This is a genomic window from Erwinia sp. SLM-02 (assembly GCF_037450285.1).
Taxonomy (GTDB): Bacteria; Pseudomonadota; Gammaproteobacteria; order Enterobacterales; family Enterobacteriaceae; genus Erwinia.
Map to the genome: position 1 here is coordinate 1,449,906 of NZ_JAQISN010000001.1, position 18,892 is coordinate 1,468,797.

General features: G+C 57.6%; 15 protein-coding genes. 7 read left to right on the forward strand and 8 right to left on the reverse strand.

Features of this window, described 5'->3' with window-relative positions:
* Positions 1–120 precede the first annotated feature (120 nt).
* The 3 genes from add to manA all read right to left on the reverse strand — a co-directional run bounded on the left by add (position 121) and on the right by manA (position 6,045).
* Positions 121–1,119, reverse strand: a complete 999-nt coding sequence (gene add, locus PGH32_RS06740) for an adenosine deaminase (protein WP_337893550.1) — start codon at positions 1,117–1,119, stop codon at positions 121–123.
* A gap of 2,046 nt (positions 1,120–3,165) precedes the next feature.
* Positions 3,166–4,722, reverse strand: coding sequence for a YdgA family protein (locus PGH32_RS06745; protein WP_314420069.1), 1,557 nt, complete (start codon positions 4,720–4,722; stop codon positions 3,166–3,168).
* Positions 4,723–4,860: 138 nt separating this feature from the next.
* Complete coding sequence (manA, locus tag PGH32_RS06750; RefSeq protein WP_337893551.1) at positions 4,861–6,045, reverse strand: mannose-6-phosphate isomerase; 1,185 nt, start codon at positions 6,043–6,045, stop codon at positions 4,861–4,863.
* A 233-nt stretch (positions 6,046–6,278) separates the two neighbouring features.
* Here manA and fumC point away from each other — a divergent pair, with 233 nt between their 5' ends.
* A complete protein-coding gene (gene fumC / locus PGH32_RS06755) occupies positions 6,279–7,676 on the forward strand; it encodes a class II fumarate hydratase (RefSeq protein WP_314420074.1) in 1,398 nt (465 codons plus the stop codon).
* A gap of 76 nt (positions 7,677–7,752) precedes the next feature.
* Here the strand turns inward: fumC and tus are convergent, their stop codons facing one another.
* Together tus and PGH32_RS06765 are read right to left on the reverse strand one after the other, a co-directional pair.
* Positions 7,753–8,682 (reverse strand): DNA replication terminus site-binding protein, encoded by a 930-nt coding sequence (gene tus, locus PGH32_RS06760; RefSeq protein ID WP_337893552.1) that lies wholly within the window; start codon positions 8,680–8,682, stop codon positions 7,753–7,755.
* A 138-nt stretch (positions 8,683–8,820) separates the two neighbouring features.
* On the reverse strand, positions 8,821–10,074 hold the full coding sequence (locus tag PGH32_RS06765) for an MFS transporter (RefSeq protein ID WP_314420080.1): 1,254 nt from the start codon (positions 10,072–10,074) through the stop codon (positions 8,821–8,823).
* Between the two features lie 103 nt (positions 10,075–10,177).
* Between PGH32_RS06765 and PGH32_RS06770 the strand changes: the two genes are divergently transcribed.
* From PGH32_RS06770 to PGH32_RS06785, 4 genes are all read left to right on the forward strand, one after another.
* Positions 10,178–11,068 carry a LysR family transcriptional regulator gene (locus PGH32_RS06770; RefSeq protein ID WP_314420083.1) on the forward strand — a complete coding sequence of 297 codons (891 nt, stop codon included), beginning with the start codon at positions 10,178–10,180 and terminating at the stop codon, positions 11,066–11,068.
* Between the two features lie 142 nt (positions 11,069–11,210).
* Positions 11,211–12,428: a sugar metabolism global transcriptional regulator Mlc gene (gene mlc / locus PGH32_RS06775; protein WP_337893554.1), complete on the forward strand. Its 1,218-nt coding sequence runs from the start codon at positions 11,211–11,213 to the stop codon at positions 12,426–12,428.
* Between the two features lie 118 nt (positions 12,429–12,546).
* Positions 12,547–13,212, forward strand: coding sequence for a dethiobiotin synthase (gene bioD, locus PGH32_RS06780; protein WP_314420087.1), 666 nt, complete (start codon positions 12,547–12,549; stop codon positions 13,210–13,212).
* 253 nt (positions 13,213–13,465) lie between these two features.
* On the forward strand, positions 13,466–14,920 hold the full coding sequence (locus PGH32_RS06785; protein ID WP_337893555.1) for an MDR family MFS transporter: 1,455 nt from the start codon (positions 13,466–13,468) through the stop codon (positions 14,918–14,920).
* Positions 14,921–14,968: 48 nt separating this feature from the next.
* Here the strand turns inward: PGH32_RS06785 and PGH32_RS06790 are convergent, their stop codons facing one another.
* Positions 14,969–15,268: a DUF1161 domain-containing protein gene (locus tag PGH32_RS06790; protein ID WP_443112742.1), complete on the reverse strand. Its 300-nt coding sequence runs from the start codon at positions 15,266–15,268 to the stop codon at positions 14,969–14,971.
* Positions 15,269–15,378: 110 nt separating this feature from the next.
* Entirely contained in the window at positions 15,379–15,726 is a 348-nt protein-coding gene (locus PGH32_RS06795) for a DUF1283 family protein (RefSeq protein WP_314420093.1), read from the reverse strand.
* 137 nt (positions 15,727–15,863) lie between these two features.
* On the opposite strand from PGH32_RS06795, the gene PGH32_RS06800 reads away from it, so the two are divergent.
* A complete protein-coding gene (locus PGH32_RS06800; RefSeq protein WP_314420095.1) occupies positions 15,864–16,193 on the forward strand; it encodes a YnfA family protein in 330 nt (109 codons plus the stop codon).
* 82 nt (positions 16,194–16,275) lie between these two features.
* Here the strand turns inward: PGH32_RS06800 and ydfG are convergent, their stop codons facing one another.
* Complete coding sequence (ydfG, locus tag PGH32_RS06805; protein WP_314420097.1) at positions 16,276–17,022, reverse strand: bifunctional NADP-dependent 3-hydroxy acid dehydrogenase/3-hydroxypropionate dehydrogenase YdfG; 747 nt, start codon at positions 17,020–17,022, stop codon at positions 16,276–16,278.
* A gap of 477 nt (positions 17,023–17,499) precedes the next feature.
* On the opposite strand from ydfG, the gene guaD reads away from it, so the two are divergent.
* A complete protein-coding gene (guaD, locus tag PGH32_RS06810) occupies positions 17,500–18,825 on the forward strand; it encodes a guanine deaminase (RefSeq protein WP_337893556.1) in 1,326 nt (441 codons plus the stop codon).
* Positions 18,826–18,892 lie beyond the last annotated feature (67 nt).

Consider the following 18,892-nt stretch of genomic DNA (forward strand, 5'->3'; position numbering starts at 1 on the left):
GTTGAATTAATCTGGCCCGCCGGGACTTATCCGGAACGTGACATGCCTAATAACTGCCGCCGCCTGTCGGATCTCTATCCGTCATGCGGCGGCAGTTTTTTTATTTTCCTGCTGAGCAAATTAACCCGCGACGCGAGCCTGCACCGCGGCTTTTTCCGCTTCGTTCAGGAAGGCGATTTTCAGGCCGTTCTCCTGCGCGGTACGCATCTGCTGCTGGCTCAGCCCGGCTGCCGGCGCGGCAACCTCATATTCATGACCAATCTCGATACCCTGAACCGCCGGGTCGTCGGTGTTGATGGTGGCCAGAATGCCGTGTTCCAGGAAGGCTTTCAGCGGATGGCCCGCCAGCGACGCCACGGTGCTGGTCTGGATATTGGAGGTCAGGCAGGATTCAATGCCGATGCCGTTCGCCGCCAGATAATCCATCAGTGCTCGATCCTCAATCGCCTTCACGCCGTGGCCGATACGTTCTGCCCCCAGCTCGCGAATCGCCTGCCAGATGCTTTCAGCTCCGGCGGCTTCGCCAGCGTGCACGGTGATGCGCAAACCGGCATCGCGCGCGCGGTTGAAGTGGCTGAGGAACTGATTGCCCGGGAAGCCCAGTTCATCACCGGCCAGATCCAGCGCGGTGATGCCGTCGCGGTGGGCCAGCAGGGCATCCAGCTCGCGCAGGCAGGCCTGTTCCCCGAAGGTGCGGCTCATAATTCCGATCAGGCGCACGTCGATATTGTGTGCGGCGCAGCCCGCCTTCACGCCATCAATCACCGCTTCGACCACGCCGTCGACCGGCAGGTGATGGGTCATTGCCATATAGCCCGGGGAGAAACGCAGTTCGGCGTAGTGGATACCGGCGCGCGCGGCATCCTCAACGTTTTCCTGCGCCACGCGGCGGCAGGCATCCAGCGATCCGAGGACTTTAACGCCCCAGTCGAGTTTGTTGAGGAAGCTGACCAGATCCGGTTCGGTTTCGATGACCTGCACGTGCGGGCGCAGGGTTTCCAGGGTGCTGGCGGGCAGGGTGAGGTTAAATTCACGGCCCAGGTCGAGGATAGTTTGCGCACGAATGTTGCCATCAAGGTGGCGATGAATATCGGTAAGGGGAAGCAGGCGGTCGATCATGGTCGGCACTCTTGAGGTGATGAAAAAGTGCAGAGCATTATAAAAACTTATTGCGCAACAGTACCAGTTATTTGCGCAAATGGGCGTGCGGTTGCTGGTTTATTGGGCGAAACGGTTGTTTGCAGGGGCGTGAGTAGCGCTGATAATGGCGTCTGTGTTGGGTTGTTTGAGTTGTTTGAGTTGTTTGAGTTGTTTGCAGGGGCGGGAGCGGGAGCTGGCTGGCTGTGCCCCCGGTCGGGCGGGTCCTCGCGCCGCGTTGCAGTCCCTTCACTTCGCTCGTCAGCCGGTCGGACCGCCACAGACGGGCCGTCCTGGCCCGGCTGTGACTTTTGCCCGCGTCCCTGCGGTCAAATCCTGGCTTCCTTTCTACGTTCAGCGCTGCGGATTGCCCGCCCGGGGGCACGGCCAGCCTGCTTTCTGACTGTTGTATTGCCTGAAAGCGAAAAGCGATGAAATTATCAATGGGGCAGCAGAGACTGAACTTCAGATACAGCTTCAATAACAGCGAGGTTTGCTCTGACAGTTTCAGACGTATGACCGGTTCTTTATGCTGTGTTGTTTGCAGCGTCGGGAGTTAGCGCTGGCTGGCCGTGCCCCGTTCGGGCGGGTCCTCGCGCCGCGTTGCGGTCCCTTCACTCCGTTCGTCAGCCGGTCGGACCGCCACAGACGGGCGTCCTGCCCGGCTGTGTCTTTCACCCGCGTCCATGCGGGTGAATCCTGGCTTCCTCTCTGCGCTCAGCGCTGCGGATTGCCCGCTCGGGGGCACGGCCAGCCTGCTTCCTGACTTTTATTTTGCCTGAAAATTAAACGGCTTTAACTGTGAATTCCACTTTGGAATCAGGATCCAGATTGGTTGCAAATTTCGGAGAAGGCGCTGGCTGAAAATAACTGGTTTGAAGGTATTGCTACTCGTACAACGAGATGACTTCCAAACTGTAGCGGACGCGATTTGATTGTCTGCTCTTTAAACTGACCGCATGCGAAATCACACTTTGGTCGTAGACGTAGCTTTTGTCCAAATCTAAAAGCGATGAAATGATGAATTGGGGCAGCCTCTGTTGCTGAGTAAGGGCATCCGCAGCGCTGAGGTGGAGACATTGAGCCAGGAGACGACAGCAGGGAGGCTGGCGTCAGGCCGGGCTTGAACAGGGATGTTCAATCCTGGCCGATCCGTTCGGCGCAATGGCGTAACCAAAGGGACCGCAACGCGGCGCGAGGACCGCCCTGAAGCAGCAGCAGAGGCTGCACCCTCCACAAGGTTCAACCAGCGCTGACCAGCGTTTGTATTGAGTGACATTGTAACGTTAAGGAAATTAGCTACTGTTACCAGGGCATCGATGGTGAGTTGTTTGTCGGATTGGGAGTAGGCGCTGGCTGGCCGAACCCCCGGTCGGGCGGGTCCTCGCGCCGCGTTGCGGTGCCTTCACTTCGTTCGTCAGCCGGTCGGAGCGCCACAGACGGGCCGTCCTGGCCCGGCTGTGACTTTTGCCCGCGTCCCTGCGGTCAAATCCTGGTTTCCTCTCTGCGTTCAGCGCTGCGGATCGCCCGACCGGGGGCACAGCCAGCCTGCTCTCTGACTTCTGCGTTGGCTGAAAATAAATGGTTTGAAGGTATTGCTGCTCATACAACGAGATGACTTCCAAACTGTAGCGGACGCGATTTGATTGTCTGCTCTTTAAACTGACCGCATGCGAAATAACACTTTGGTCGTAGACGTGGCTTTTGTCTAAATCTAAAAGCGATGAAATGATGAATGGGGGCAGCCTCTGCTGCTGAGAAAGGGCATCCGCAGCGCTGAGGTGGAGACATTGAGCCAGGAGACGACAGCAGGGATGCTGGCGTCAGGCCGGGTTTGAACAGGGATGTTCAATCCTGGCCGATCCGTTCGGCGCAATGGCGTAACCGAAGGGACCGTGCTTCGCACGGCGCGAGGACCGCCCTGAAGCAGCAGCAGAGGCTGAACCCCATACACCGCTCCCCAGCCCCAGACATAAAAAAACCGCCATCAAAAGATAGCGGTTTTGCAGTTCTGGATCTCTACCGAAATCAGTTCTGCGGAGCAACCTGTGGCTGCGCTTCAGGTGCTACCTGCGGCTGTGCTTCCGGGGACTGAGCCGGAACCTCTTCACCACCACCCAGCATATAACGCGACAGGAACTGCTCCAGCGGCATCTTCTCACCGTTCATCGTCACCTGACCGGTGGCGTACTGCAGCGTGGTCAGAATATTATTATCCTTCTGCGTGGTCAGCTTAAACATCTGACCCATCGCGGCCAGACCTTTAACCTGCTGATCAGCCAGCTTGCCAGCCTGATCCTTATCATAGCCTTCGGTCATCGCCACATGCGTCATCATCTCGGTCGCCATATCCATCGAGATCTGCAGCTTACCGTCCAGGGATTTCAGCACATTATCCACCTGCTGACCCACGGTCTGAGCAGGTGCGGTGGCCGCGGCAGGATCTTTAAACTGCACGGCAAGATTGAAACTGCTCTCGCCTTTATCATTGCTCCAGCTCAGCGGGGCGACGGTCACCGAAGGATTACCCTTCAGCAGCAGCGGCAGGTTGGCCGCCAGCAGTTCGCTCACGCGCTGCTGATAAACTTCCGGGTTATTCTGAATCGCCGGATCGCTGGTCAGCGCCATCACCTGATTGTTGTACTGCGTGGAGAACTGCTTCATCGCCTTGCCGTCAAAGTCGGCCAGTTTGATTAACAGCTTCCCGTGGCCGAAGTCCTGGCCCTGCAGCTTAAGGCTATCCAGGGTGTAATCAATCTGGCCTGAAACGCGATTATCCTTTGAATCAAAGGTCGATTTACCGTTCAGATTCTCCAGCGTCAGTGCTTCTTTATCACTGACCGTTGCGCTCAGCTTTTTCAACGCCAGATTCTGATCGCCAATGCGCAGACCTTCCGGGCTGAGGTGGCTGTTAGCATCCAGCTTCAGGCCGTTAATGGTGAACAGCACCGGCATCTCCAGCTCGTTTTTGCTGGCGATGGAGACGCTGTCGATATTACCGTCGAACTTAACCGCGTCGCCTTTCGAGTCCGCGGCGATCGTCAGCGTACCGCCGTTGAAGGCAAAGCGCTCGCCGGTTTGCACATTGCTGTAATCGGCCGGCAGCAGGCGCACATCGGAATCCGTGCTGCCGCTGTAGCCAATACGGGTTTCAACCTGAACGATGGACTGACCCTTGGCGATCTCGAACAGCTTCTTGACCGGATCGGTATTCTCTAACTCACTGTGCACCGAAGCCATGCTCGGGATCAGGTTGAATTTTTTCAGCTGGGCCAGCGGGAAGGGACCGTGATCGATGGTTTCCTTCATCACAATGCTCTGGCCGGGCTTCAGAATGGAGTTATCTTCCGTTTGTGAACTGGACTGAAGAATCAGACGCACGGTGCTGCTGAACAGGCCGCGCTGATAATCCTGATAGCTCAGCTGCAGGCGGCTTTCCGGAGCCGTATCGCGAATCTGCGCGTTCGCTTGCTGTACCAGCCGATCCATGTTTTTTTCCAGCTGCTTACCGGTAAGCCAGGCGCCTCCGGTCCAGATAACGCCCAGGGCAATGACCACGCCGACGGCAATCTTGGTTTTTTTCATCTGTAAGTCGTCCTTTTTGATTCACGAACGCCGGTTAACCGCTTCAAACCCTGCAGGCAACATAGTGGCGAATAAAAAACGCCTTACGGCGTTTTTGTGGAATAACTTCAATAATATTAGCAATTATGGCGCAATACGTCAGCCGCAATTAGCCAGATCGTTAAACGCACGCGCAACGCGACCGCTTCCGCTCAGGGTAACCGGCGATTCGCTGGCGGCCACAAAGGCGGATTCACCCGGCTTCAGGGTGAGCTGCTGTTCGCCGCTGGCCAGCTCGGCCTCTCCTTCAATACAGAAAATAATCGCCGCGCTCTGCTGTTCAACGCTCAGCGGCTCGGCGGTCAGGGTATGGATAGCGAACGCAAAATCCTCAACCGGGATCGGGAAAGTCTGGGTGTTTCCCTGCTGAACCGGCACCGTCAGCAGCGTGTTGGCCGGTTTTTCGACGAACTTAAGGTTGGCCAGCAGCTCGGGAATATCAATGTATTTTGGCGTCAGGCCTGCGCGCAGAACGTTGTCGGAGTTGGCCATAATCTCCAGCGCCACGCCGTTCAGGTAGGCGTGCGGGGTTTCGGCGAACAGGAACATCGCTTCACCCGGCTGCAGCTCAATCACGTTCAGCAGCAGAGGGGAAAACAGCCCGCTGTCGTCAGGGTAAACCTCGGCGATGCTGCTGATGGTCTGCCACGGTTCGCCCGCATCGGCGGTCAGCTGTTCGCGCAGAACAGCCAGCGCGTGCGCCTTCACGTCACCGTCCATTGACAGCAGGCTGGCAAACAGTTCGGACAGGTTTGCCGCATTCGGCGACTGGATAAATTTCTCAATCGCCGGGTGCGCAGCGGCAACCGGCAGCAGCAGGCTGGCGATTTCCGGCAGCGGGCGGAAGCCGTTGATCGCCTGGAACGGGGTCAGCGCGTAGACCAGCTCCGGCTTATGGTTATCATCTTTATAGTTGCGGTTAGCGGCGTCGATCGGGATCCCCGCCGCATTTTCGCGGGCAAAGCCTTCAATCGCGGCAGATTTGCTGGGATGCACCTGAATGGACAGCGGCTGATCGGCACACAGCACTTTGAACAGGAAGGGCAGCTCATTAAAACGTTTCGCCACGGCTTCGCCCAGCAGCGCGGTTTTATCAGCGGCAATCACCTCGCGCAGCGACTGCGGGGCACCCTCCACGATAACCTGTGAGGAGCTTTTCGGGTGCGCGCCCATCCACAGCTCCGCCATCGGCTGCTGCGATGGATTCTCAATGCCGTACAGCTCGGTCAGCGCCGTTTTACTTCCCCAGGCATAATTTTGCAGCGAATTGATTAATTTTTGCATGATGTGTCCCTGTTAAACCCTGTTCAGGTAGCTAATTGCCGATAGTAATACCGAAAGAATACCCTGGAAGACAATCCGAAAAATCCGCTTTAAAACAATCGGAGTGCAATAAACGCGAATGAGTCGCATAATGTTAAATAGTTGTATGCAAAAATATGGCCCGCAGTATCTGGCCGCCGGTTAGCAAAAACGGGCCATTTAAATCATATGTTTGTGCTAAAGGAGAGAGAGGAATGGCAGCCCACCGCATTGAAAAAGACTCAATGGGACCTATCGAAGTACCGGCTGATAAACTTTGGGGCGCGCAGACCCAACGTTCACTGGAACACTTTCGCATCTCAACGGAAAAAATGCCCGTCGAACTGGTTTATGCTCTGGCGCTGACCAAGCGCGCCGCAGCAAAGGTGAACAACGATCTCGGCCTGCTGCCGGGTGACCGTGCCGGCGCGATTATCAGCGCAGCGGATGAAGTGCTGGCCGACAGGCACGCGGCTGAATTCCCTCTCGCCATCTGGCAGACCGGTTCCGGTACGCAAACCAACATGAACATGAATGAGGTGCTTGCCAACCGCGCCAGCGAAATTCTTGGCGGTGAGCGCGGCATGTCGCGCCTGGTTCATCCCAACGACGATGTGAATAAAAGCCAGAGCTCCAACGATGTCTTCCCGACGGCGATGCATGTTGCTGCGGTTGTTGCCGTGCAGGAACACCTGCTGCCGCAGCTGAAAGTGCTGCAAAAAACGCTGAACGATAAGGCCGAAGCCTATAAAGACATCGTGAAAATTGGTCGTACCCACCTGCAGGATGCCACGCCGCTGACGCTGGGCCAGGAAATTTCCGGCTGGGTTGCCATGCTGGCACACAGCCTGAAGCATATCGAACAGAGCATTCCTCACGTCGCCGAGCTGGCGCTGGGCGGCACCGCCGTGGGCACCGGCCTCAACACCCACCCGGAATACGCGGTACGCGTGGCGAAAGAGCTGGCCGATTTAACCAAACAGCCGTTTGTTACCGCGCCAAACAAGTTTGAATCGCTGGCCACCTGCGATGCGCTGGTGCATGCGCACGGCGCGCTGAAAGGCCTGGCGGCGTCGCTGATGAAAATTGCCAACGACGTGCGCTGGCTCTCTTCCGGTCCGCGCTGCGGCATCGGCGAAATCGCCATCCCGGAAAACGAGCCGGGCAGCTCAATCATGCCGGGTAAAGTGAACCCGACGCAGTGTGAAGCGCTGACCATGCTTTGCTGTCAGGTGATGGGTAACGATGTGGCGCTGAACATCGGCGGCGCGTCCGGTAACTTCGAGCTTAACGTTTATCGCCCGATGGTGATCCACAACTTCCTGCAGTCGGTGCGCCTGCTGGCCGACGGCATGGACAGTTTCAATCACCACTGCGCGGTGGGTATCGAGCCGAATCGTGACCGCATCACCCAGCTGCTGAACGAGTCGCTGATGCTGGTGACCGCGTTGAATACCCACATCGGCTACGACAAGGCCGCCGAGATCGCCAAGAAAGCGCATAAGGAAGGGCTGACGCTGAAAGGCTCGGCGCTGAAGCTCGGCTACCTGACGGAAGAAGAGTTTGATGCGTGGGTGCGCCCGGAAGAGATGGTGGGCAGCATGAAAGTCTGATGCGCCTTTGCGTTCAGCATAAGCCAGGCATCTGCCTGGCTTTTTTTATGCGCTCGCATCGCCCGGCAGACGGGCATCAGGCGAGGCGATCGGTATAGAGATACAGCCGGGGGATCAGCATAAACAGCGGCTGGGCCAGCGGCTTGTGGCGATGATTAACGTTATCCGCATCATAGTTGAGCAGTTCGCCCAGCACGGGAACGCTGGCCGTATCCTTGCACAGCACGATGAGCGGAGAGGGGCAGGCCAGCTGGGTCTGCTTTTGCGTATCGCTGTTCCATACCCGGGCGATAGGCTGGACCTTCACCGGGCGCTTGATTTTCAACCGCGCCGTATTGGGCAGGGATTTGATGGACTCTATTTCCTGCGCCACCTTTTCCGCCCACTGCTCGCGGCTCCACGGGGCGACGGCGCGCCCGGCGTTCAGGCTTTTCTGCAGTTTTTCCAGCATCTCATCGCGGCTGACGTTTTTAATAATATGTTTGTTGGCCCAGCCGAAGCGCACCGAGTCGGGATTATCCAGCAGCGTAATCGTCCGGTAGGCATTGAGGGTGATCAGTCCACGCTGGTGCGCGTGTACGAATTCAAACCGTTCTTCGCTGGGCAGGCCGGAGTCGACGGTGATGATTTTTTCCAGCCGTTTCTTTAACCCGTTAACCCGTTCAACCTGCTGGTGAAGCAGGGCAGACTGCCCGGCATCCGCCTGCAGGCACAGCGCGCCGGGCAGGCGAACGGCGGACTTGGTGCTGATTTTTTCCGACTGGTGCTGCATAAACAGGCGGCAGTAATGCGCCAGCGCGCGATCCCGGGCGGCCTGACCGACGCGTTGCTCCACGGCGATCTGCGTCATCGGGTCGGACTCTTTCCCTTTTTCCACGGCGGGCAGCTCAAAAACGCGGGCGGCCAGCAGGCGTAAGGTGAGGATCTGTTGCTGCAGGTCGTTAAGCCCGGACTCCAGCTCCGCCACGCAGTGGTGCAGGTCTTCTACGGCATGATACTGATTCATCGCAACCTCATTAGTTACAACATACTAATGAGTATAGTGAGCAGAGGCGCTCATATCAACACCGGCGTGCGTTTTTTTCAGCAGAAGAAAACAGGAAAAGGGCCGATGCAGGGACATCGGCCCGGAAGAGGGAACAGATTACAGCTTTTTATGGTGCAGCCTGGCCGCGACCAGCAGAGACAGCAGCAGCATGACGCTGATGAACGCGGTAATGCCCAGCCAGCCAAAGTTATGCCAGAACACGCCGCCCAGCGTACCGGCAACGCTGGAGCCCAGATAGTAGCTGAACAGATAGAGGGAAGAGGCCTGGCCTTTAGCCCGGCGTGCACGCGGTCCAATCCAGCCGCTGGCGACGGAGTGCGCGGCGAAGAATCCGGCGGTGAACAGCATCATGCCCGGCAGAATAAGCCAGACATTGCTGAACAGCGTAATCAGCAGGCCGCTCAGCATCACCAGGGTCGAAAACAGCAGTACCGGTGAACGGCCATATTTCACCGTCATTGCGCCCGCTTTTGGCGAGCTCCATGAACCGGTGAGATACACCACCGACAGCAGACCTACCACGGCCTGGCTCAGCGAATAGGGCGGAGCCAGCAGGCGATAGCCAATATAGTTAAACAGCGTAACGAAAGATCCCATCAGCAGAAAACCTTCTGCGAACAGCAGAGGCAGCCCGCTGTCGCGCCAGTGAAGGCGGAAATTAATCGCCAGCGTACGCGGTTTCAGGGGCGTGGGGCGGAAGTGCCGCGAGTCCGGCAGAATTTTCCAGAACATCACTGCGGAAGCCAGTGCGAAACAGCCAATCACCGCCACCGCGACGCGCCAGCTGCTGTAATCGGTAATGATGCCGCTGAACAGGCGTCCACTCATCCCGCCGATGGAGTTGCCGCTGATGTACAGCCCCATTGAAAAGGCGACCACCGTGGGGCTGATCTCCTCGCTGAGATAGGTCATTCCCACCGCCGCCACGCCGCTGAGCGACAGACCGGTCAGCGCACGCATAACCAGAATGCCGTGCCAGCTGGTCATCGTTGATGACAGCAGCGAGAAAATCGCCGCCAGCATCAGCGATGTCACCATCACCGGCTTGCGGCCCAGCGCATCGGAAAGCGGGCCGGTGAACAGCATGCCCAGCGCGAGGAATCCGGTCGCGATGGAGAGGGAAATACTGCTGCTGGCAGGCGTAACGCCAAACTCCTGAGACAGCACCGGCAAAATGGGCTGGACGCAGTAGAGCAGGGCGAAGGTGGCCAGCCCGGCGGAAAACAAAGCCAGCGTGACGCGCATAAACTGCGGCGACCCGCGGTTGATGTAAACGCTGGCGGGGTTATAGCGGGGGGCGAGGCGGCTGGCAGGCTCTTCAAGCGTAGCGGCATGCGTTGAGCGATTCACTTCAGGTTCCTTAGCGGGTGGGCTGGGTATCTCCATGGAAAAGATAAGAAAAACCTATTATGATGTCTAATATATTAATTATCTCAAATGATATGTTTAAAATATGAATATCGAGCTTCGCCACCTGCGCTATTTTATTGCCGTTGCTGAAGAGCTGCATTTCGGCCGCGCCGCGCAGCGGCTAAATATTTCCCAACCGCCGCTGAGCCAGCAAATCCAGATCCTTGAACAGGAAATAGGGGCCAGGCTGTTTGCCCGGACCAACCGCAGCGTGCGCCTGACGGCCGCCGGAAGGCAGTTTCTGCTGGATGCCCGCTTAATTCTGCAGGGCGTTGCTCAGGCGGCTGATAAAGCGGCGCGACTGCATCGCGGCGATGAGGGGGAGCTGCGCATAGGTTTTACGTCTTCCGCGCCGTTTATCAGCGTGGTGTCCGACGCGCTGTTTACTTTTCGCCAGCGCTATCCGGCCGTCCACCTGCAAATGCAGGAGATCAACACCCGCCAGCAGCTTGCTCCGCTGATTGACGGGCGGCTGGATCTGGGGGTGATGCGCAACACGCCGCTACCGGAGACGCTGGACCATCAGCTGATCCTGCAGGAGCCGATGTATGCGCTGGTTCACCGCGATCACCGGCTGGCCGGACGCGAGGAGATAAGCGTGGGCGAACTGGCGAAAGAGCCGTTTGTTTTTTTCGATCCCCAGGTCGGCACCGCGCTGTATACGGAGATTTTAACCCTGCTTCAGCGCTATCAGATTGAGCCGAATATCGCGCAGGAAGTGGGCGAAGCGATGACGATTATCGGCCTGGTTTCCACCGGGCTGGGCGTGTCAATTTTACCCGCGTCTTTCCGCCGGGTTCGGCTGGCGGACGTCGTCTGGATCCCCCTGCAGGAACGGGATGCGCTGTCGCAGGTCTGGCTGGTCTGGTCGCGACTGCGGGAGCGTCCGGCAGTAATGTCCGCAATGATGTCACTGCTGCTCCCCGACGACTAAATCGTGGAAAACATGAGCGCTATTCTGTGGTTTATGTGCTGCAAATCACATATCGAATCAAATATTTGACCTTGTGTGCGAAGTGTTTCACCATGAGCGGTAAGCTTTATTTTGAAGCGTGAAAATAAGCGGGAGCTGGGGTGTGATTGCGGACAATCAGCCTGGTCATATTGACCAGATCAAACAGACCAATGCCGGTGCGGTCTATCGGCTTATCGACCGGTTTGGCCCTATCTCGCGCATTGAACTGTCAAAAAAGGCGCAGCTGGCCCCCGCCAGTATTACCAAGATTGTCAGGGAAATGCTGGAAGCGCATCTGGTGAAAGAAACCGAATTCCAGGAGCCGGGCAGCCGCGGCCGTCCCGCCGTCGGGCTGGTACTGGATACGGAAGCCTGGCATTTTCTTTCGGTGCGCATCGGCAAAGGCGATATCACCATCGCCCTGCGGGATTTAAGCAGCAAACTGGTTGTAGAACAGCAGTTTGCACTGCCGCCCGCCGATCCTGAACCGCTGCTTCAGCGTATTATCCATGTTATCGATCGGTTCTTCGTCATCCATCAAAGCCTGTTAGAGCGACTGACGGCCATCGCGATCACCCTGCCGGGCAGAGTCAACGGTCAGGCCGGCATTGTCCACCGCATGCCGTTTTACCAGGTTGATGATATGCCGCTGGGGCCGGAACTGCAGTTGAGAACCGGGCTGCCGGTCTTCATTCAGCACGATATTTGCGCCTGGACCATGGCGGAATCGCTGTTTGGCGCCTCGCGCGATGCCAGCGATGTGCTGCAGGTAGTTATCGATCATAACGTCGGTGCCGGGGTGATTACCGGCGGCCGGCTGCTGCACGGCGGGGGCGCAACGCTGGTGGAGATCGGCCATACGCAGGTCGATCCCTGGGGAAAACTCTGCTACTGCGGCAATCACGGCTGCCTGGAAACCGTCGCCAGCACCGAGAACATGCTGGAGCTTGCCGCCCAGCGGATGCAGGCGTCTATGAGTTCCTCATTGCACAATCAGCCGCTGTCCATTGAAACCCTGTGCGACGCGGCGCTCGGCGGTGATCAGCTGGCCTGCGATATTATCACCGGCGTCGGCGGCAGCATTGGCCGCATTCTGGCCATTATGGTGAACCTGTTTCATCCGCAGAAAATCCTGATCGGCTCCCCGCTTAACCGCGCACACGCGATATTATTCCCGGCCATCGACGCCTGCATCCAGCAGCAGTCGCTGCCCGACTACGGCGCCACGCTGTCGGTAGAGCCCACCGAGTTTCTCAACCAGGGAACCATGCCCGGTGCGGCGCTGGTTAAAGATGCACTTTATAACGGCTCGCTGCTGATCAAATTACTGCAGGGATAACGAATCCACTAAATATTGCGCCAACGCAATCTACGCCGCCAGGCGCTGCCCTACAATTTTCGCTCCATTACTTTCAAAAGTTTAGCTGTGGGCCAGACAGGGCCGACTGGAGCTGTTCATGCATAGACGTTTTTTTGTCACCGGAACCGATACTGAGGTCGGTAAAACGGTGGTTTCACGAGGGATGCTGCAAACCCTCGCCGCTGGCGGCAAGCATGCCGTTGGCTACAAGCCGGTTGCGAAAAGCAGCCAGCAAACGGAAGAGGGGCCGCGTAATAAAGATGCACTGGTACTGCAGGCGTCTTCTTCCCTTCAGCTGCCTTATCAGGCCATTAATCCGGTGACGCTGCTTGATGATGAAATCAGCACCAGCCTTCAGTCGTTTAGCTACTCCACTTTGAGCAGCGGGCTGCATGCGCTGGATGAACAGGCTGATTATGTGGTGACGGAAGGAACCGGCGGCTGGCGGAGCTTAATGAGCGATCGGCGGCCGCTGTCCGACTGGGTGGTTCAGGAGCAGATGCCGGTCGTCCTGGTCGTGGGCATCAAGCTGGGATGCGTCAGCCACGCGCTGCTGACCGCGCAGGCGATACTGCACGACGGGCTGCCTCTGCTCGGTTGGGTTGCTAACCGAATCAACCCGGGCCTGGCGCACTATGCGGAAATTATTCACGTCCTGCAGGATAAAATCCCCGCGCCGCTGCTGGGCGAGCTCCCTTATCTGCCCCGTGCGGAAACGCGTGACCTGTCACGCTATTTCGATCTGTCGCCGCTGAATTTATAAATCCTGTAACGTGGGCGAACCGGTAAAAGAGTTCGCCCCGGCAGCATGAATCTTTGAACCCACGCCGCAAAAAGCCACGCTTTTCGTTTACTATCCTTACCTTATCTTGCTTTAATCCCGTACTGACCTCACAGAAGAACGGATAACCGTTGATGTCATTAGTGACGTTGTCACTTATGCAGAGCGCACAATCCGAAAACTCCACGGCAAAATTTGGTACACACTTAGCAGGGAAGCAACGAAAAGGAATCCCATGTCAGAGAATACAATTAACATCGTCACCCGGCGTCACTGGGTGCTGATCGCCTGCATGCTGTCGATGTTCATGGCAGCGATAGAAGTCACCATCGTCGCCACGGCTATGCCCACCATCGTGACCGAGCTGGGCGGCTTCTCACAGTTTGGCTGGGTGTTTTCAATTTATCTGCTGACCCAGGCCGTCACCGTCCCCATTTACGGGCGGCTGGCCGATATGTGGGGGCGCAAGCGGGTATTCTTTATCGGTGCCGGGCTGTTTCTGCTGGGGTCAATACTCTGTGGATTTGCCAGCAGCATGGGCTGGCTGATCCTGTTTCGCGCTTTCCAGGGGTTGGGTGCCGGGGCCATTATGCCGTTGACCTCAACGATCATTGCCGACGTATACCCACCCAAAGAGCGCGCGGGCGTGCAGGGCTGGCTTTCCAGCGTGTGGGGCGTGGCAGCGATCGTCGGCCCGTTAACCGGGGCATGGCTGGTGCAGCATTTCAACTGGGCGCTGGTTTTCTGGGTTAACGTGCCGATAGGCATTATTTCAATGCTGCTGCTGGTGCGCTTCTTCCCGGAAAGCCGCGAGAAATGCGAACAGCGGATAAATTTCACCGGCAGCTGCTGGCTGATGCTGACCGTCACCGCGTTGCTTACCGGATTATTACAGGCGGAATCGCTGGGCTTCTGGACGGTGCTGCCGATCGTGCTGGCGCTGCTTGCCGGATGGAGGCTGGTACGCCACGAGCGTCATTCGAGTGAGCCGCTGTTTCCGCTGGCGATCTGGCGCACCCGCACGCTGCTGGCAGGCAACGTCGGCAACCTGCTGATTGGCGCAGCCATGATGGGCATCAGCGCCTTTCTGCCTGCCTGGATCCAGGGCGTTAATGGCGGATCGCCTTTGCAGGCCGGAAGTGCGCTGGCGATGATGTCGATCGGCTGGCCGCTGGCCAGTACGTTAAGCGGCAGACTGATGCAGCGTACCTCGTATCGTTTCACCGCGCAGCTGGGTTCACTGCTGCTGATTGCGGGAACGGCGCTGCTTTTGTTCCTGCATCGTGAAAGCCCGGTCTGGCATGCCGGCCTGTCGGCGTTTGTCATCGGTACGGGAATGGGGATGACCAGCACCACCTTCCTGATTGCGGTTCAGAATACCGCGCAGTATGAGATCCGGGGGATTTGTACCGCCTCGGTGATGTTCAGTCGTATGCTGGGGTCGGCATTGGGGACGGCGGTGATGGGCGCGGTGCTGAACTATAATCTGCTGCTGCGCTTACCGCAGTTCAGCGATCCGGTACAGCAGGTGATGTCGCCCGCCGGTCGTGAGCAGCTGGCGCCCGCCAGGCTGGAAATGATCCTGACGGAGATCGCGCATTCGTTACACTGGGTGTTTGCGGTGTCGCTGGTTATTGCGTTAGGCAGTCTGGCGATGTCGCGGCTGGTTCCGGTACAAAAACCGCACTGACGGGGCAGCCGCTGGCGAGGCGCTGTGCGCTCCGCCAGCGGAGAGGGATCACTGAGCCGGGGCGTCCTGTGAAGTCCCGGCGCTGGCCGGAACGTTACTTTCGCCGTCGTTACCGTTGCGTTTGTAGACGATTTTTTGCGTATCGCTCTCGCAATGGCCGACCACCTGACCACCCGCCTGTTCGGCCTGATCGTTAGGCACGATATCCAGCGAGAAGCCGGATTCGGGTACGCCGTTGTTGATGATTTTCTGACTAATATCAGCCTTGACGCTTTCGCAAGATGCCTGAACGGCCAGCGGGCTGACAACGAGCAGGGCGGTTAACATCCACTTAGAACCTTTCATCATTTCATCCTTTTGCGTGAGAACAGCGGTAATTATAAGTCAAAAATGTCGCGGACAGCGCTCGGGTTGAGTTAAGGCCCAACGCACCCGGTACGGCAGACCCTCAAAGACGCTTACGGCGCAACGGGACGCCCGGTACGGCGATCCAGGCAGCGCAGGGTATTAGGCTCCCAGTAGGCGTTCACGTTCAGGCTTTTTTCGCAGCCGTCACGGGTATCAAAGGCGCGATCGACTTTATCAAACTCTTTCTCAACGCGATTATTCACTTTGCCACGCAGGCGATGGGTAGCGTCCCACTGCTCTTTTTCCTGGCGAGCCTGTTCCTTGCTCAGCGAATTGTCACCATTTTCAATCACCAGACGATCGGTGCGGGCCTGCGCAGTGTGTTGCACGGAGAAAAGCGCAGCCAGCAAAAGCAGTGGCAGGGTGGTTCGGGTAAGACGTTGCTGTAGTGACTTCATTCATTGTTTCCTTTCTTTACCAGACGCGAAGCATTCATAAGCGGCTACGCAGACGTTCGCACAAAGTATATCATCAGCCCTCAAATGAACGCCATTAGCCCGGCGTGCTCGTTGATGAAATGGAGAGATTTGCCCCGATGTTTATGACTATTTTTGTCTTTTTTGCTACGGCGCTGGCTGAGATTATTGGCTGCTTTTTACCCTGGCTGTGGCTGAAAAAAGGCGGTTCGCCCTGGCTGCTGCTTCCGGCCGCGCTGAGCCTGATGATTTTTGTCTGGCTGCTGACGTTGCATCCGGCGGCCAGCGGCCGGGTCTATGCCGCTTACGGCGGGGTCTATGTGGTGACGGCGCTGATCTGGCTGCGGGTTGTTGACGGCGAAAAGCTGAGTAGCTGGGACTGGGTAGGCGCGGCGGTGGCGTTTTGCGGCATGCTGATCATTGTGGCGGGCTGGGGGAAAACGGTGTAGTCGGGGATGGAGACGCTTAAACAGCTCCTGCTGACCTGCTGACAGCTCCCGCCTGACGCGGGAGCATGCAACGCGCAGCAAATCAGGATTTGTGCACGCGCAGACCGGCCTGGCTCTGGCCAACCGGCATCATCTCCAGGGCGCTGATGTTGACGTGCGCAGGCAGCGTGGCGACCCACCAGACCGCTTCGGTCACATCTTCCGGCGTCAGCGGCACGGCCCCATCGTATACCCCGTCGGCACGGGCATCATCGCCTTTAAAGCGCACGTTGGAAAACTCGGTGCCGCCGACCAGGCCTGGCTCAATATCGGTCACGCGCAGCGCGGTGCCGTGCAGGTCGGTACGCAGGTTAAAGCTGAACTGGCGCACGAAGGCTTTGGTGGCTCCGTAAACATTGCCGCCCGGATACGGCCAGCTACCGGCAATCGAACCCAGATTGATGATATGACCGACGTTGCGCTCCACCATACCCGGCAGGATAGCTCGCGTCATATACACCAGCCCTTTATTGTTGGTGTCGATCATATCTTCCCAGTCATCAAGGCTGGCGCGCTGTGCAGGCTCAATGCCCAGCGCCAGTCCGGCGTTGTTGACCAGCACATCAATATTGCGCCATTCGGCGGGCAGGTTGCTCAGCGCATCATCGATGCCCGCGCGGTCGCGCACGTCGAGTTTCAGGGTGTAGACATTTTCGCCGAGTTCCTCTTTCAGCGCGTCCAGGCGTTCCTGGCGGCGGCCGGTGGCAATCACCTTATGGCCCTGCGCGATAAAACGACGGGTAATGCTCTGACCAAAACCGGCTGTCGCGCCGGTAACAAATACGATCATCTCACTGTTCCTCAACACAAAATAGGGCTTCATCACCCGGAAAATTCCCTCATGCAGCGGGGATCACCATACCATCTCATGGCGGGAGTGGTAAGAAGCGAATGGTTATGATTAATAAGAAAATGTTGCACCAGCATGGTGCGATTGCCGCAGGCGTTGCCTTATTAAAGTGCCGGGAATGCCCCGCTGATGCCGCTTTCAGCGAAAGGGCTTATTGCGAATCGACAGCAACCGTTTGCCTTTAAATACGCAAACGGTTGCCTGCGAACAAATGCACAATAAATCCGAAAATTATCAAAATATAATATAACTTATTGATTTAAAGCGATTTAAAAAAATAACCGCGCTGGTATGAATATTGCAAAACAGTCGGATGCGCTTTTAAAAAAAGATCGTTCATTCTGTTCAGCTCTCATTAACCAGCACATTTCCCGCTAGTGGCGGGGCGGATTTTCCGCGGTGCTAAAAGGATCAATTATGTCAGCAGCCTGTAGCCACGCCGTTCGCGGCAGCTTTTTTGATATCACCCGGACGGTGGCCGCACCGGATGAACTCCCGGAGGCCGCCCGTTACCTCGAAGATGGCCTGCTGTTGCTCAACGGCGGGGAAATCGTCTCGCTCAGCCCCTGGGAGGAGGGACGGCTGCCGCAGGGATGCGAGCTTACCGACTACCGCGGTAAACTGATCGTTCCGGGGTTTGTCGATACGCACATCCACTATCCGCAGACCGAGATGATCGGTGCCTTTGGCGAACAGCTGCTGGAGTGGCTGAACCAGTACACGTTCCCGGTCGAGAGCCAGTACCACTGCCCGCAGCATGCCGAACGCATGTCGGCGTTCTTTCTGCAGCAGCTGTTAAGCAACGGCACCACCACCGCGCTGGTGTTCGGCACCGTACATCCGGAGTCGGTCGACGCGCTGTTCTCCGCCGCCAACGGCCTGGGGATGCGCCTGATTGCCGGAAAGGTGATGATGGATCGCCATGCGCCGGAAGCGCTGATCGAAACGCCGGAGCAGAGCTATCGTCAGACGCGTGAACTGATCGCCCGCTGGCACAACGTAGGCCGCCTGAGCTATGCGCTGACGCCGCGTTTCGCGCCCACGTCCTCCCCGCAGCTGCTGGAAAAGGTGCGCCAGCTGCGCGAGGAGTTTCCGGATGTCTGGCTACACACGCATCTGAGCGAAAATCCGCAGGAGATTGCCTGGGTGAAGGCACTGTTCCCGGAAAACAGCGGCTATCTGGATGTGTATCATCAGTATCAGCTGACCGGCCGCCGCAGTCTGTTTGCCCACTGCCTGCATCTGGAAGATGACGAATGGGACCGCCTGCACCATACCGATTCCGCCGTCGCCTTCTGCCCGACCTCGAATCTGTTCCTCGGCAGCGGTTTGTTCGATCTGAAAACCTGCTGGCAGAAAGGCGTGAAGATGGGCGTCGGGACCGATGTCGGTGCCGGCACCACCTTCAGTATGCTGCAAACCCTGGGCGAGGCCTACAAGGTGGGCCAGCTGCAGCGCTACAAACTCTCGGCCTGCGAAGCCTTTTACCACGCGACGCTCGGCGGGGCGAAAGCGCTGGATCTGGATCCGCACATCGGCAATTTTATGCCGGGCAAAGAAGCCGATTTCGTGGTTATCGATCCGGCGGTATCCGCGCTGCAAACGCTGCGTTACGGCAACAGTCGCGACATCTGGGAAAAGCTGTTTGTGCTGATGACGCTGGGCGACGACCGGAATATTGCCGCAACCTGGGTGGATGGGCGCTGCGTCTGGCAGTGTGAAAAATCGCAGCGGGCCGCATAAGCTCTTCCGTTATTGGCAGAATTCAGCGCGCAGGAAGGCATTGCTTCCTGCGCGTTTCCACGTTTAT

Coding starts and splice junctions, on each gene's coding strand:
- add (WP_337893550.1), bottom strand. CDS start 1,119: ATGATCGACCGCCTGCTTCCCCTTACCGATATTCATCGCCACCTTGAT.
- PGH32_RS06745 (WP_314420069.1), bottom strand. CDS start 4,722: ATGAAAAAAACCAAGATTGCCGTCGGCGTGGTCATTGCCCTGGGCGTT.
- manA (WP_337893551.1), bottom strand. CDS start 6,045: ATGCAAAAATTAATCAATTCGCTGCAAAATTATGCCTGGGGAAGTAAA.
- fumC (WP_314420074.1), top strand. CDS start 6,279: ATGGCAGCCCACCGCATTGAAAAAGACTCAATGGGACCTATCGAAGTA.
- tus (WP_337893552.1), bottom strand. CDS start 8,682: ATGAATCAGTATCATGCCGTAGAAGACCTGCACCACTGCGTGGCGGAG.
- PGH32_RS06770 (WP_314420083.1), top strand. CDS start 10,178: ATGAATATCGAGCTTCGCCACCTGCGCTATTTTATTGCCGTTGCTGAA.
- bioD (WP_314420087.1), top strand. CDS start 12,547: ATGCATAGACGTTTTTTTGTCACCGGAACCGATACTGAGGTCGGTAAA.
- PGH32_RS06785 (WP_337893555.1), top strand. CDS start 13,466: ATGTCAGAGAATACAATTAACATCGTCACCCGGCGTCACTGGGTGCTG.
- PGH32_RS06790 (WP_443112742.1), bottom strand. CDS start 15,268: ATGATGAAAGGTTCTAAGTGGATGTTAACCGCCCTGCTCGTTGTCAGC.
- PGH32_RS06795 (WP_314420093.1), bottom strand. CDS start 15,726: ATGAAGTCACTACAGCAACGTCTTACCCGAACCACCCTGCCACTGCTT.
- PGH32_RS06800 (WP_314420095.1), top strand. CDS start 15,864: ATGTTTATGACTATTTTTGTCTTTTTTGCTACGGCGCTGGCTGAGATT.
- ydfG (WP_314420097.1), bottom strand. CDS start 17,022: ATGATCGTATTTGTTACCGGCGCGACAGCCGGTTTTGGTCAGAGCATT.
- guaD (WP_337893556.1), top strand. CDS start 17,500: ATGTCAGCAGCCTGTAGCCACGCCGTTCGCGGCAGCTTTTTTGATATC.